Consider the following 13,799-nt stretch of genomic DNA (forward strand, 5'->3'; position numbering starts at 1 on the left):
GGCAGACGGCGAGCTACCAGGCGAGCGCTTCGTCCGCCGTCGGCGCCCCGTCGTGGCGCGCCGCGAGCGTGCGGACGAATCCGCCCAGCTCGCGCCGGTACGCCGCCTCGGGGTGGGTGCGAGCGATGTCGAGGAGCGGCGGCACGTCCATGGAGAGGATGAGGCGCACGCGGGATGCCGCGGCTTCGTGCTGGCCCGCCGCATCGAGCACGTCGATACCTCCCGCGAGCGCCTCGAGGTAGTCGCGGAGCACGGGGAGCTCGTCCTTCCGCTGCGTGATGGAGGTGCCGTCGGCGCGCTCGCGCCACTCCACGACGACGTCCGGAATCACGTCGAACGCGCGGGCCCGCGTGTACATGAGCTGGGCGAGGACCTGGTCCTCGTACGCCTTGCCCTCGGGGAAGCGGAGGCCGGCCCGCCGCCAGAGGTCGGTCCTGCTCACCTTGGACCAGGCGACGATGTTGCCCGAGGCGTCGGGGTGCTCGCGCAGCGTGGTGCCGATCCGCTCCGGATCGGTCGCCGCCGCGACCCAGGGCTGCACCTGACCGGCGACGTAGCCCCCCGCCGGGACGGGCCGAAGCCGCACGTAGGCGCCGAGCGCGAAGTCGCTGCCGCTCCTCTCCACGGTTCCCACCAGTCGCTCGAGAGCGTTCGGCGCGTAGCGGTCGTCGGCGTCGAGGAATCCCACGAGGGGCGTGTCGACCAGGTCGAGTCCCGCGTTGCGAGCGGCTCCGAGCCCCGCCCGCGCAGGCTGACGCACGACGCGGAAGCGCTCATCGTCCGCAGCGGCCTCCTCGAAGATGCGCCCCGTGGCGTCGGTCGACGCGTCGTCGACGAGGATCGCTCTCCATGCGGGAAGGGTCTGCGCGCGCAGCGAGTCGATCGCCTCCGGCGCGAACTCCTCGACGTCGAACCCGGGCACGATGACGGTCACGACGGGCGAGGGGGGCGTGGTCACCCGCCCGATCGTACCGCCGAGACGGATGCCTCGACCGCCGCCGCCACGGAATCGAGGGGCTGGTCGAGGCCGGCCGGAAAGGTGAACCGCACGGCGGTCTGCGCCACCTCGGGCGCCACGCCCATCGCGACCAGCACGTGGGAGGGCTCGTCACTGCCCGCGGCGCAGGCCGAGCCGCTCGACGACACGATCCCGCGCCGTTCGAGCTCGAGCAGCACCGCTTCTCCGGAGGTTCCCGCGAAGGTGAAGCTCGCCGTGCCCGGCAGTCGCCGAACGGGATCGCCGGTCAGGCGCGCGGACGGCACGGTCGCCAGGACGCGCGCGACGAAGCGGTCGCGCAGGGCGGCGACGCGAGCCGATGCCTCGGCCCGGCCGGCCTCGGCCAGCTCGAGCGCGGTGGCGATCCCGACCGCACCCGCCACGTCTTCGGTGCCGCTGCGGCGCCCGCGCTCCTGCCCGCCCCCGTGGAGGAGCGGCTCGACGGGGACACGACCCCGCACGGCGAGGAGCCCCGTGCCCTTCGGTGCGCCGAGCTTGTGACCCGCGAGCGACAGGGCGTCCACGCCGAGGGCGGGAGCCGACAGGGGCAGCCATCCGGCCGCCTGCACGGCGTCGGCGTGCACGGGGACGCCGCGAGCGCGCGCGATCGCAGCGAGGGCGGGAATGTCCTGGACGGTCCCGACCTCGTTGTTGGCGTACCCGATGGTGATCAGGGCGGTGTCGTCGCGCACGGCGCGGGCGACGGCATCCGGGTCCACGCGCCCCGCCGTGTCGACGGGCACGTGCGTCACCTCGAAGCCGTGGAGGCGGCGGAGGTAGTCCGCCGACTCGAGGATCGACTCGTGCTCGATCGGAGTCGTGATGAGGTGCCGCGAGCCGCCGTGCTGAAAGCGCCCGAGGGCGATGCCCTTCACGGCGAGGTTGTTCGCCTCGGTGCCTCCGGAGGTGAAGACGATGTCGCCGGGCCGCATCCCCAGGACGCGGGCGACGCGGGCGCGCGCCTCGGCGAGCGCGCCGGCGGCGTCCTCTCCGACCGTGTGGTGGCTGGACGGGTTGCCGAAGCGGTGGGTCAAGTAGGGCATCATCGCCTCGAGCACTTCGGGGCGCACCGGCGACGTCGCCGCGTTGTCGAGGTACAGCATGGCGATCACCCGTCGTCAGGATCCGTCGACCCGGACGTCGAGCCCCAGGTCGAGCGCGCGGGCCGAGTGCGTGAGCGCGCCGACCGAGATGACGTCGACGCCGGTCTCGGCGATGCGGCGCACCGTGTCGAGGGAGACGCCGCCGGATGCCTCGACCGTCGCCCGGCCGGCGACCTGCGCGACTCCCGCCCGCAGGTCGTCGAGCGGGAAGTTGTCGAGCATGATCGTCCCGACTCCCGCGGCGAGCACCGGCTCGATCTGATCGAGCCGGTCCACCTCGACCTCGACGTGGGCGGTGTGGGGGAGTCGGTCCTTGGCGGCGCGCAGCGCGTCGGTCACGCGCGGACCCCACGCGCCCGGGCCGCTGTCGGTGAGGACGGCGAGGTGATTGTCTTTGGCCATCACCGCATCCGACAGCGAGGATCGGTGGTTGCGTCCTCCGCCGTCGCGCACGGCCTTGCGCTCGAAAGCGCGCAGCCCCGGCGTGGTCTTCCGGGTGTCGACGATGCGGGCCCCGGTGTGGGCGACCTCGGCGACGTACCGGGCTGTGAGCGTCGCGATGCCCGACATCCGCTGCACGAAGTTGAGTCCGACGCGCTCGGCGGTGAGCACCGCCCGTGCCGGACCGGCGACGGACGCGAGCACCGTCCCCGGCTCGAACCATTGGCCGTCCTCGGTGACCAGCGTCACGTCGATCGTGGGGTCGGTCAGCCGGAAGGCCGCTTGGAACACCTCGCCGCCGCTGAAGACGCCCGCCTCGCGGGCGACGAGATCGGCCGACGCGCGCGCCGTCTCGGGTATCAGGTACTCGCTGGTGAGGTCGCCCCAGGGCGCGTCCTCCTCCAGCGCGGCGGCGACGACCCGATCGACGATCGCGCGCGTCAGCATGCGACCACCTGCGCCCGTCTATCGACCGTGCCGGCGGCGGAACGGCCGGTGTCGCCGCGGAAGTGCGCACCGACGGACTCCGTCCGGGCGCGGGCGGCCGCCACGACGTGCGCGGCGACGAGGAGGAGGTTCTCGTTCTCGAGCTCGAACTCGGTGCGCGGCGCACGCGACTGCGAGCGCCAGCGCGCGATCGTGGCTGCGGCTCGCCCGAGTCCCGCCTCGTCGCGCACCAGACCCGCGTGCGACCACATGAGGTCCTGCAGCGCGGGCCGCGAGAACGTCTCTCCGGCGTCGCCGGCGTCGCCGACGTGCCCGTCGGCGCCGCCGCCGGTCGGAGGCGGCGCCGCCGGGCTCTGCGCCGCTGGCCACGCGCCGGTGGCGATGTCGGCGGCGATGGCGTCGCCGGCCCGCGCTCCGAACACGGCCCCTTCGAGCAGCGAGTTGGACGCGAGGCGGTTGGCTCCGTGAACGCCCGTGCGCGCGACCTCGCCGACGGCGTAGAGCCCGGGCATCGTCGTCCGTCCGAAGAGGTCGGTGACGACGCCGCCCATCAGGTAGTGCGCTGCGGGCGTGACCGGGATCGGCTGCGTCGACCAGTCCCAGCCGCGGTCGCGCACGGCGCGGTCGATCGTGGGGAAGCGGCGCGAGAGGAACGTTCTGCGGGTGGCCGGGTCGGCCGAGTGGAGGTGCGTGGCATCGAGCAGCACGGGCCGCCCGTCCTGTTCCGCCATCTTCGCGGAGATGGCCCTCGCGACCACGTCCCGCGGCGCCAGCTCCCCGTCGGGGTGCGCGTCGAGGGCGAAGCGGTGCCCGTTCTCGTCCACGAGGGCGGCGCCTTCGCCGCGCACGGCCTCGGACACCAGGAAGGCATCGCCCCGGGGTCCGGCGGGCAGGACCGTCGGGTGGAACTGGAAGAACTCGAGGTCGCGCACCTCGGCGCCGACGCGGAGAGCGGCTGCGATCCCGTCCCCGGTGGCCACGGGAGGGTTGGTGGAGTGCGAGTAGAGCTCGCCCGCCCCGCCCGTCGCGAGCACGACCGCGTCGGCGTCGACCGTCCGCCTCCGGCCCTCGACACCGGGCGATTCGCCGACCAGGAGCTCGACGCCGCGCACCCGTCCGTCGCGGACGACGAGGTCGACGAGGAAGGCGTGCTCGATGACGGTCACTTCGCTCGAACGGAGTCGTGCGACGAGGGCCTTCTCGATCGCGGTTCCTGTGGCATCGCCGCCGGAGTGGAGGATGCGCGGATAGGAGTGGGCGGCTTCGAGGCCGCGGACGAAGCCGCCGTCCGCGCCGCGGTCGAACGCGACGCCGAGGTCGATGAGCTCGCGGATCCGCGAGGGTCCCTCTTCCACGAGGACGCGCACGGCAGCGGCATCGTTCAGTCCGGCGCCGGCCACCATCGTGTCGCGGATGTGGTCGTCGATGCGGTCGTCGGCGAACATCACGCCCGCGATCCCGCCCTGCGCGTAGCGGGTGTTCGCGTGCTCCAGCACGTCCTTGGTCACGAGGGTGACCCGGCAGCCGCGCTCGACCGCGTGCAGGGCGACGGTGAGGCCGGCGATGCCCGATCCCACCACGACCGCGTGCGGTCGGGCGCCGCTCATGACGCGTTCTCCCACGCCGCCGCGGGTGCCGACGGCGGCTTGGCCGCGAGCATGCGATCGAGCGCGAGCCGCGCGGGGTCGGCGACGTCCTGCGGCACGGCGATGCGGTTGCGCACCTCGCCGGCGACGAGCCCCTCGAGCACCCACGCCAGATAGCCCGGGTGGATGCGGTACATCGTCGAGCACGGGCAGACGACGGGATCGAGGCAGAAGATGCGGTGCTGCGGATGCTGCGCGGCGAGGCGCTGCACCAGGTTCACCTCGGTGCCGATGGCGAAGGTGGTGGGCTCGGTCGCACCCTCGATCGCTCGACGGATGTAGTCGGTCGACCCCGACTCGTCCGCGGCGTCGACGACCTCCATCGGGCACTCCGGGTGCACGATGACGCGCACGCCGGGGAAATCGGCCCGCGCCTTGTCGATCTGGGCGACGCTGAAGCGCCGGTGCACCGAGCAGAAGCCGTGCCAGAGGATCACGCGCGCCGCATCGAGCTGATCGACGGATGCCCCGCCCAGGGGCTTGCGCGGGTTCCACATCGGCATCTGCTCGAGGGGCACGCCCATCGCCTTCGCCGTGTTTCGGCCCAGGTGCTGGTCGGGGAAGAACAGCACGCGGCGGCCGCGGGCGAACGCCCACTCGAGCACCGTCCTCGCGTTCGACGAGGTGCAGACGATCCCGCCGTGCCGCCCGACGAATCCCTTGATCGCGGCGGACGAGTTCATGTACGTCACGGGGATCACCGGCACCAGACCGTCCGCGTCGACGGCGTCCATGTCTCCGTACACCTCGGCGAGCTGTTCCCAGCACTCCTCGACTTGGTCGATGTCGGCCATGTCGGCCATCGAGCAGCCGGCCGCCAGATTCGGCAGGATCACGGCCTGCTCGGGGCGCGAGAGCAGGTCGGCGGTCTCGGCCATGAAGTGCACCCCGCAGAACACGATGGCCTCGGCATCCGGGTGCTCCAGGGCGGCGTTCGCGAGCTGGAACGAGTCGCCCACGTAGTCGGCGTGCGCGATCACCTCCTCGCGCTGGTAGAAGTGCCCCAGCACGACGACGCGCTCGCCGAGGATCTGCTTCGCGGCCCGGATGCGGCCGGCGAGCTCTTCCTCGGACGCCTCGCGGTACTCCTTCGGCAGTTCTCCCTGGCGGGGGGATCCGGTCGGGATGACGTCGCCCATGGACGAGCCGGGTCCGTAGCCCGGGCGGTCGTCGAAGTCCCACGGGCCGGCGGCCAGGTCGGTGTTGCACGTCTCGGCGGTCGAGGATCCGGCGACGATCGCCTGGATCGCGTGATCCACCGATGGGTCCACCTCGGGACGGGGCTGGAGGGTGATGTTGACGGCGGGCATGTCGGGCTCTTTCAGTGGCGGATGCCGAGCGGCCCGCGGTCGGCGAGCTCGACGTCCTGGTTGTACCGGTACAGGCGGGCGGGCCGATGACTGCCCGTGCGGAACCGGTCGGTGGGGATGAGGGTGCCGGAGTTCTCCACCTGGCGGCGGAAGTTGGCCGGGTCGAGGCGCCGTTTGAGGATCGCCTCGTAGACCTCGCGGAGTTCGGCGAGGGTGAATTGGTCGGCGAGCAGCCCGTGGGCGATGCGGCTGTAGCCGACCTTGTTGCGCAGGCGCCACAGCGCGTACTCGACGATCTCGTTGTGGTCGAACGCGAGCCGGGGCAGCGCCGAAGCGTCGAACCACTCGGTGTTCTCGAAGACGCCCGCCGCCGCCACCTCGTCCGGACGGATGAGCGCCCAGTACACGATCGAGACCACGCGCGTGGGGGAGCGGTCGACCGCCCCGAACGCGTACAGCTGCTCGAGATAGCTCGGTGCCAGCCCGGTCGTCTCGGCGAGGGTGCGGGATGCCGCGGCATCCAGCCCTTCCGCGACATCGAGCCATCCCCCCGGAAGGGCCCAGCGACCCTCGTGCGGCTCACGGGTGCGGCGGACCAGAGGGAGCATGACGCGCGGCGCCTCCGACCCCGCCCCGCGGCGCAGGGTGAAGATCACGGTGGACACCGCCACGCGCGTGGTGTCCACGTGCGGGTCGGCTTCGACGGGGAAGAGGCTAGTTCGTGTCATGGTGACCATTACTCCGCGGACCATCTTAGTGTCGTTCTGACACGAAGTGCAAACAAGCGACGATCGCTCAGCTTCACCGCGTAACCTGGCGGCCTCCGCTTCTTGACCCCGGGCCTGGGAGGCCGCGTGCTCGTCCTCGACCTCATCCTCGTCGCGCTGCTCCTCGTCGGGCTCGTCGCCGGCCTCGGGCGCGGCCTGTCCGGGAGCGTCGGCCTCCTCGCGGGGCTCGTCGTCGGCGGCGCGGCGGCGTTCTGGCTCGTGCCGCTCATCAACGACGCGCTGCCGTCGCAGCAATGGCGTCCGGCCGTCGTCCTGGCCGCGTCCGCCGCCCTGATCATCGGGGGAGCGGCACTCGGCGCAGCGGCGGGCGCCGTGCTGCGCCGCGGCGTGGACCGCGTGCGCCCGCTCCGCGCGATCGACCGGCTCCTGGGCGGAGTCGCTGGGGTCGTCGTGACCGCGCTCGCCCTCTCCCTGGCCGGTGCGAGCCTGGCGGCGACCGGCATGCCCGTCGTCTCCACCGCCCTGTCATCGTCCACAGTGCTCCGCACGATCGAGCGGATCACACCTGCGCCGGTCGCCGTCGCTCTCGCGGAGCTGCGCGGATTCGTGTTCGACGAGGGGCTCCCCGCCCTCGGCAACCTCCTCGAGGCGTCGCCCGTCGACATCCCGCCGGTCGACCTCGCCGATCCCGAGCTGGCGCAGGCTGCGGCATCCGTCGCCCGCGTATCGGGCACAGCGTTCTCGTGCGGTCGCAGCTCCACCGGGAGCGGCTTCGTCGTGGCCGCCGACCGCGTGGTCACCAACGCCCACGTCGTGGCCGGTGTCGAGCAGCCCGTGGTGGAGCTTCCGGGCGTCCCGGCGCGCGAAGGGCGCGTGGTGTACTTCGATCCGATCGACGATCTCGCCGTCATCGCGGTGGACGGGCTCGGGGTGGCGCCGCTGCCCTTCGCCACCACTCTCGAACCGGGCTCGCCCGCCGTCGTGCAGGGCTATCCCCTCGGCGGTCCGTTCACGATGGGGGAGGCGGGGGTCCTCTCCACGGGGACGGTCGCGGTCCCCGACATCTACGACGAGAACGCCGCGCCCCGCGAGATCTACGCCCTCCAGGCCACCGTCCGCCCGGGCAACTCGGGAGGTCCCGTGCTCACCGAGGACGGCGCGGTCGCTGGGGTCGTGTTCGCCCGGGCCGACAACGACCCCGACCGAGGGTATGCGATGACCATGGCGGAGTTGACTCCCGTCGCGGCTCAGGCGGCCTCTCTCTCGCAGGCGGTGTCGCCCGGTCGCTGCGTCGGCTGACGGCCGCCGCCCGCTATGCTGGCACGGCAAGTCAATACCGGCCAACGATCCGGGCGGGAGAGCCTCGGCAGCAGTCATGCCGAGCACCGAAGGAGCAAGCCTCCCCGCCAATCTCTCAGGTACGCGTACCGTCCGGGTGGGCCGACTCTGGAAAGTGGTTCGAGCGAAGCGAGAACCAGGTTGAGTAGACGGCCCCGCCGTCGTATCGAAACCCTGGCGAGACGAGTTCCGCGAGTCTCCATCAAGCTTCGACGAATCCGCCGACGGTGAAAGCCGTGTCCTCCCGTTCCGGGCGACGCGACGAAACTCTCAGGCCCATGACAGAGGGGGAGTTCCACGGCGCCGTCCGGCGTCTGCCCGAACGCGAACGGGAGAACTCATGACAGACCCCCGCATCACCCCGCTCCACGACCGCCACGTCGCTCTCGGCGCGTCGTTCACCGACTTCGGCGGCTGGTCCATGCCGGTCCGGTACAGCTCCGACCTCGCGGCGCATCACGCGGTCCGCACCGCCGCCGGCATCTTCGACATCTCGCATATGGCCGAGTTCATCGTCCGGGGCCGGCAGGCCGGCGCCTTCCTCGACTACGCCCTCGCCGGACGCCTGTCGAAGCTGGTCGACGACCAGGCGAAGTACAGTCTCGTGCTCGATCCCGACGGCGGCATCATCGACGACGTCATCGTCTACCGTCACGCCGAGGACCACCTCATGGTGGTCGCCAACGCGGGCAACCGGGAAGCGGTCGCGGACGCGCTGCTCGACCGTGCGCGCGCCTTCGAGGTCGAGGTCGAGGACGCGACCGACCGGATCGCGCTCATCGCCGTCCAGGGGCCGGCGTCGCAGGCGATCCTCGAGGCCACCGACGCGATCGTCGACCTCGCGGCTCCGCTCGGCGAGCTGAAGTACTACCGCATGACCCACGCACGACTCGTCCTGGCGGGGGCCGAACCCGTCGCGATCGACATCGGGCGCACCGGATACACGGGCGAAGACGGCTTCGAGCTCTACGTGCCCGCCTCGTCCGCCCCCGAGGTGTGGGACGCGCTGATGCGGGCCGGCGAGCCGCACGGACTCGTGCCGGCGGGCCTGGCCTCGCGCGACACGCTGCGCCTCGAAGCGGGCATGCCGCTCTACGGCCACGAGCTCTCGCGCGACATCGTCCCCGCGCAGGCGGGTCTCGGGCGCGTGGTGGCGATCGACAAGGAGGACTTCGTCGGACGTTCCGGCCTCGCCGCCGTCGTCGCCGCGGGGGCGCCGGTGCTCGTCGGACTCGTGTCGGAAGGACGGCGTGCGGGTCGCGCCGGCTACGCCGTGCTCCACGGCGACGAGGTCGTGGGCGAGGTCACCAGCGGCGCGCTGAGCCCGACCCTCGGCCATCCGATCGCGATGGCCTTCGTCGCTCCGTCGGCGGCCGAAACGGGAACGCAGCTCGCCCTCGACGTCCGCGGCACGCGGATCCCCGCCACCGTCACCGCCCTGCCCTTCTACCGACGCACCACCTGACGGCCGCAACGCACCGTCGTCCATCAGACCCTCCGGAGGAACCCATGACCGACCTGCACACCCTGAAGTACACCGAAGAGCACGAATGGATCGCGCTGGACGGCGATGTCGCCACCGTCGGCATCACCGACTACGCCGCCGACAAGCTCGGCGACGTCGTGTTCGTCGAGCTCCCGGCGGTGGGTTCGGACGTCACCGCCGCCACCGTGGTCGGCGAGATCGAGTCGACCAAGTCGGTCGGCGAGCTCTACGCCCCGCTCACCGGCGAGGTCGTCGCCGTCAACGACGCCGCGGTCGATGACCCCTCGCTGGTCAACTCCGACCCCTTCGGGGAGGGGTGGCTGGTCAAGATCCGCGTCGACGCCGCCGCGGTCTCCGACCTCCTCGACCGCGACGCCTACGTCGCGCTCACCGGCGGCGACGCATGACGGCCTCCTTCGCCGACCGTCACATCGGGACGGATGCCGCGGCCCAGCGCACGATGCTCGACGCCCTGGGCTACGACACCGTCGACGCTCTGGTGCGGCGTGCGGTCCCGGCATCCATTCAGGTCCCCGCGCGGCAGACGAGCGACATCCCCCCGGCCGCGACCGAGGCGGAGGCGCTCGCCGAGCTGCGCCGGCTGGCATCGCAGAATCGCGTCGCGCGCCCGATGATCGGGCTCGGGTACTACGACACCTTCACGCCGTCGGTGATCGCGCGGAACGTGCTCGAGAACCCCTCGTGGTACACCGCGTACACCCCGTATCAGCCCGAGATCTCGCAGGGGCGGCTCGAGGCGCTCATCAACTTCCAGACCATGGTGACCGACCTCACGGGCCTCGCCACGGCGAACGCGTCGATGCTCGACGAGTCGACGGCGGTCGTCGAGGGGATGCTGGTGGCCCGGCGCGCGTCGAAGTCGGCCTCCAACGTCTTCCTCGTCGACGAGGACGCGCTGCCGCAGACGAAGGCACTCCTCGAGCACCGCGCCTCGGCGGTGGGCATCGAGCTGCGCTTCGCCGCTCTCGACCAGCGGGTCGCCGAGGCCGACGCGGACGTGTTCGGAGCGTTCGTGCAGTACCCCGGCGCGACGGGGCGCATCTGGGATCCGTCGGACCTGGTGGCAGCGGTCCACGCGAAGGGCGGCCTGGTGGTCGTCTCCGCCGATCTGCTCGCGCTGACGCTCCTCCGCTCGCCCGGGTCGTTCGGAGCGGACGTGGCCGTGGGCACGACGCAGCGCTTCGGCGTTCCGCTGGGCTTCGGCGGCCCGCACGCCGGCTACATGGCGGTGCGCGCGGGGCTCGAGCGCCAGCTCCCCGGCCGGCTCGTCGGCGTGTCCCAAGATGCCGCCGGCCGCCCCGCCTATCGCCTCGCGCTGCAGACGCGCGAGCAGCACATCCGACGCGAGAAGGCCACCTCCAACATCTGCACCTCCCAGGTCCTGCTGGCCGTGATGGCGTCGATGTACGCGGTCTACCACGGGCCCGACGGTCTCCGGGCGATCGCGACCGAGGTCGCAAAGAAGGCCGAGGCGCTCGCCGGCGTCCTGCGCTCGTACGGGCTCACCCTCGCGTCCGACGCGTTCTTCGACACCCTTCGCGTGCACGTGCCGGGATCCGCTCGGCGCGTCATCGAGCGCGCGAGGGAGCGCGGGTTCCAGCTGTTCTGGGCGGATGACGCGTCCGTCGGAGTCTCGGTCGACGAGACCACCACCGCCGACGATCTGGCGGCCGTGGCGTGGGCATTTGGTCTGCCCGAGGGCGAGTTCCTCGGGGCAGGCGACCAGGGGGAGCGCAGGGTGCCGTTCGCCGATGCGACGCCGCTGGCGGCGGTCCCCGACGCGCTGCGGCGGATCGAGGACTACCTCACCCACCCGGTGTTCACCTCCCACCGGTCCGAGACGGCCATGATGCGCTACCTCAAGCAGCTGTCCGATCGCGACTACGCGCTCGACCGCGGCATGATCCCCCTGGGGTCGTGCACGATGAAACTGAATGCCGCGACCGAGATGGCGGCCGTGTCGTGGCCGGAGTTCTCGCGCGTGCATCCGTTTGCGCCCGAGGCCGACGTCCACGGCTACCTGGCCATGATCGAGCAGCTCGAGGTGTGGCTGGCCGAGGTCACCGGGTACGACGCGGTCTCCCTGCAGCCCAATGCCGGCTCGCAGGGCGAACTCGCGGGGCTGATGGCGATCCGGGGGTACCACCGCGCCAACGGCGACCTGGACCGGACCGTCTGCCTGATCCCGTCCTCGGCGCACGGCACGAACGCGGCGTCGGCGGTGCTGGCCGGGATGAGGGTCGTCGTCGTCGCGTGCGACGACGCGGGCAACGTCGACCTCGACGACCTGCGCGCCAAGATCGCCGCGCATGCCGACGAGCTGGCGGCGCTCATGATCACCTATCCGTCGACCCACGGCGTCTACGAGCACGACGTGCTCGAGATCACCCAGGCCGTGCACGACGCGGGCGGCCAGGTCTACGTCGACGGTGCGAACCTCAATGCCCTCCTCGGCTATGCGCGCTTCGGCGATCTCGGCGGCGACGTCTCGCACCTGAACCTGCACAAGACGTTCGCGATCCCGCACGGCGGCGGCGGGCCCGGGGTGGGCCCGGTCGCGGCGAAGGCGCACCTCGCGCCCTACCTGCCGTCCCACCCGCTCGCGCAGCGCAAGGATCACCCTGGCGGCGTGTTCGACGGGGGCCCGATCTCGGCCGCACCGCACGGGTCGGCCGGCATCCTCCCGATCTCGTGGGCCTACGTCCGCATGATGGGCGCGGAGGGGCTGCGGGATGCCACGGCCGCCGCCGTGCTGGCCGCGAACTACATCGCAGTCAGGCTCAAGGACCACTACCCCGTTCTCTACGCGGGGGAGGGCGGCCTCGTCGCCCACGAGTGCATCCTCGACCTGCGCCCGCTCAAGGAGGCGACCGGCGTGACGGTGGACGATGTGGCCAAGCGCCTCATCGACTACGGCTTCCACGCGCCGACCATGTCGTTCCCTGTCGCGGGCACGCTCATGGTGGAGCCCACCGAGTCGGAGGATCTCGGCGAGATCGAGCGGTTCATCGAGGCCATGATCGCGATCAAGGCCGAAGCTGACGCTGTCGCCGAGGGGCGATGGCCGGCGGACGACAACCCGCTCGTGCACGCGCCGCACACCGCCGAGTCGGTCGTGGCGGGGGAGTGGGCCCATGCCTACTCGCGCGAGAAGGCCGTCTACCCGGTGCACGCACTCGTCCGCACGAAGTACTGGCCTCCGGTGCGACGCATCGACCAGGCCTACGGCGACCGCAACCTCGTCTGCGCCTGCCCGCCCGTCGAGGCATTCGCCTGAGTGAGGGATCCACGGGATGCCGCAGCCGCAGCATCCCGTGGATCACGCCGTCGGCGTCGGCGTCGGAGTACCCGTCGGCGACGGCGACGGCAGCGGACCGAACAGCCCCGGCCACAGCGCGACGGCGAGCGGGTAGCCGACGAACGCCACGATGTCGATGAGCGTATGCGCGATGACCAGCGGCATGACGCGGCCCCATCGGCGATAGCACCACCCGAAGACGACCCCCATCGCGAAGTTGCCGATGATCGGGCCGATGCCCTGGTACGCGTGATACGCGGCCCGGAGAGCCGCCGTCGTGAGGATGATGGACCACCAGCCCCACCCGAGCCGCCGGAGCCGGTCGAACAGGTAGCCGATGAAGATGACCTCTTCGGTGAGACCTGCGCGCAGCGCCGCGAGGACGAGGAGCGGTATCGTCCACCACGCGGCGTCGAGCTGCGACGCCTGCACCTGCACCGTGATCCCGAGAGCGCGCCCGGCGACGTACAGACCGAGCCCGGGCACGCCGATCGCGGCGGCCAGCAGGAGGGCGCGACCCAGGTCCCGGCCGAACTGCGTGAAGTCCAGCCCGATGCGACGCAGGGCGTTCTGGCCGGGCTCCCACAGCAGATACACGACGAGTGCGACCAGCGCGAGGCCGAAGAAGACCGAGAGCAGCGAGTACAGCACGTCCCAGAAGGCGGCCGCATCACGCGGCGGGTTCAGCTGAGTCTGCTGATCGCCGATAGGAGTGGGCCGCAGCAGCGCCCGCACCAGGGACAGGACTGAGTACAGGGCGGACTGCCCGACGGTGACGGCGAGGACGATCGCGATCTCCCACCGCAGGCGCACGCGCGTTGCATGGTCTATGGAGCGGCTCTCGGGCAGATTCCCAGGCGCGGATGCGGGCACGTTGTCAGATTGTCACATCCGCGTAGCCCTGAGTTAAGGATATGTAACGGTTTGCAGTTCTGTTTTGCCTAGCTCGTAGCGCGTGCTTAGTGTGTCCGTGTCCGTGTCCAG

Annotated in this window: 11 protein-coding genes and 1 riboswitch; of the genes, 4 read left to right on the forward strand and 7 right to left on the reverse strand. The window is 71.7% G+C overall.

What is annotated here, in order from left to right:
- Positions 1-13 precede the first annotated feature (13 nt).
- From ACFUTX_RS04655 to ACFUTX_RS04680, 6 genes are read right to left on the reverse strand one after another with little or no spacing between them, the layout of a single operon-like run.
- Positions 14-958 (reverse strand): glycosyltransferase family 2 protein, encoded by a 945-nt coding sequence (locus tag ACFUTX_RS04655; protein ID WP_378861007.1) that lies wholly within the window; start codon positions 956-958, stop codon positions 14-16.
- Positions 955-2,100: a cysteine desulfurase family protein gene (locus ACFUTX_RS04660; RefSeq protein ID WP_378861066.1), complete on the reverse strand. Its 1,146-nt coding sequence runs from the start codon at positions 2,098-2,100 to the stop codon at positions 955-957. Before ACFUTX_RS04660 ends, ACFUTX_RS04655 begins: the two co-directional genes overlap by 4 nt.
- A 15-nt stretch (positions 2,101-2,115) precedes the next feature.
- On the reverse strand, positions 2,116-2,988 hold the full coding sequence (nadC, locus tag ACFUTX_RS04665; protein WP_378861008.1) for a carboxylating nicotinate-nucleotide diphosphorylase: 873 nt from the start codon (positions 2,986-2,988) through the stop codon (positions 2,116-2,118).
- Positions 2,982-4,595, reverse strand: a complete 1,614-nt coding sequence (nadB, locus tag ACFUTX_RS04670) for an L-aspartate oxidase (protein ID WP_378861009.1) — start codon at positions 4,593-4,595, stop codon at positions 2,982-2,984. The genes nadC and nadB overlap by 7 nt, the downstream gene beginning before the upstream one ends.
- Positions 4,592-5,944, reverse strand: coding sequence for a quinolinate synthase NadA (gene nadA / locus ACFUTX_RS04675; RefSeq protein ID WP_378861010.1), 1,353 nt, complete (start codon positions 5,942-5,944; stop codon positions 4,592-4,594). The genes nadB and nadA overlap by 4 nt, the downstream gene beginning before the upstream one ends.
- Positions 5,945-5,955: 11 nt before the next feature.
- Positions 5,956-6,672: an NUDIX domain-containing protein gene (locus tag ACFUTX_RS04680; protein ID WP_378861011.1), complete on the reverse strand. Its 717-nt coding sequence runs from the start codon at positions 6,670-6,672 to the stop codon at positions 5,956-5,958.
- A 126-nt stretch (positions 6,673-6,798) separates the two neighbouring features.
- Between ACFUTX_RS04680 and ACFUTX_RS04685 the strand changes: the two genes are divergently transcribed.
- The 4 genes from ACFUTX_RS04685 to gcvP all read left to right on the forward strand — a co-directional run bounded on the left by ACFUTX_RS04685 (position 6,799) and on the right by gcvP (position 12,794).
- A complete protein-coding gene (locus tag ACFUTX_RS04685) occupies positions 6,799-7,971 on the forward strand; it encodes a MarP family serine protease (RefSeq protein WP_378861012.1) in 1,173 nt (390 codons plus the stop codon).
- A 44-nt stretch (positions 7,972-8,015) separates the two neighbouring features.
- Positions 8,016-8,112, forward strand: a riboswitch (glycine riboswitch).
- A 238-nt stretch (positions 8,113-8,350) separates the two neighbouring features.
- A complete protein-coding gene (gene gcvT, locus ACFUTX_RS04690; RefSeq protein WP_378861013.1) occupies positions 8,351-9,475 on the forward strand; it encodes a glycine cleavage system aminomethyltransferase GcvT in 1,125 nt (374 codons plus the stop codon).
- Between the two features lie 44 nt (positions 9,476-9,519).
- Positions 9,520-9,903, forward strand: a complete 384-nt coding sequence (gene gcvH, locus ACFUTX_RS04695; RefSeq protein WP_378861014.1) for a glycine cleavage system protein GcvH — start codon at positions 9,520-9,522, stop codon at positions 9,901-9,903.
- Entirely contained in the window at positions 9,900-12,794 is a 2,895-nt protein-coding gene (gcvP, locus tag ACFUTX_RS04700; RefSeq protein ID WP_378861015.1) for an aminomethyl-transferring glycine dehydrogenase, read from the forward strand. The genes gcvH and gcvP overlap by 4 nt, the downstream gene beginning before the upstream one ends.
- Positions 12,795-12,836: 42 nt before the next feature.
- On the opposite strand, the gene ACFUTX_RS04705 is transcribed toward gcvP, so the two are convergent.
- Positions 12,837-13,628: a CPBP family intramembrane glutamic endopeptidase gene (locus ACFUTX_RS04705; protein WP_378861016.1), complete on the reverse strand. Its 792-nt coding sequence runs from the start codon at positions 13,626-13,628 to the stop codon at positions 12,837-12,839.
- Positions 13,629-13,799: the final 171 nt, after the last annotated feature.

Source organism: Microbacterium sp. NPDC057407 (genome assembly GCF_042803895.1).
In the GTDB taxonomy this organism is placed as follows: Bacteria; Actinomycetota; Actinomycetes; order Actinomycetales; family Microbacteriaceae; genus Microbacterium.

Excerpts from the sequence above, each read along its gene's own strand:
- nadB (WP_378861009.1), bottom strand. The coding sequence starts at position 4,595 with ATGAGCGGCGCCCGACCGCACGCGGTCGTGGTGGGATCGGGCATCGCC.
- gcvP (WP_378861015.1), top strand. The coding sequence starts at position 9,900 with ATGACGGCCTCCTTCGCCGACCGTCACATCGGGACGGATGCCGCGGCC.
- ACFUTX_RS04680 (WP_378861011.1), bottom strand. The coding sequence starts at position 6,672 with ATGACACGAACTAGCCTCTTCCCCGTCGAAGCCGACCCGCACGTGGAC.
- gcvH (WP_378861014.1), top strand. The coding sequence starts at position 9,520 with ATGACCGACCTGCACACCCTGAAGTACACCGAAGAGCACGAATGGATC.
- nadA (WP_378861010.1), bottom strand. The coding sequence starts at position 5,944 with ATGCCCGCCGTCAACATCACCCTCCAGCCCCGTCCCGAGGTGGACCCA.
- gcvT (WP_378861013.1), top strand. The coding sequence starts at position 8,351 with ATGACAGACCCCCGCATCACCCCGCTCCACGACCGCCACGTCGCTCTC.
- ACFUTX_RS04660 (WP_378861066.1), bottom strand. The coding sequence starts at position 2,100 with ATGCTGTACCTCGACAACGCGGCGACGTCGCCGGTGCGCCCCGAAGTG.
- nadC (WP_378861008.1), bottom strand. The coding sequence starts at position 2,988 with ATGCTGACGCGCGCGATCGTCGATCGGGTCGTCGCCGCCGCGCTGGAG.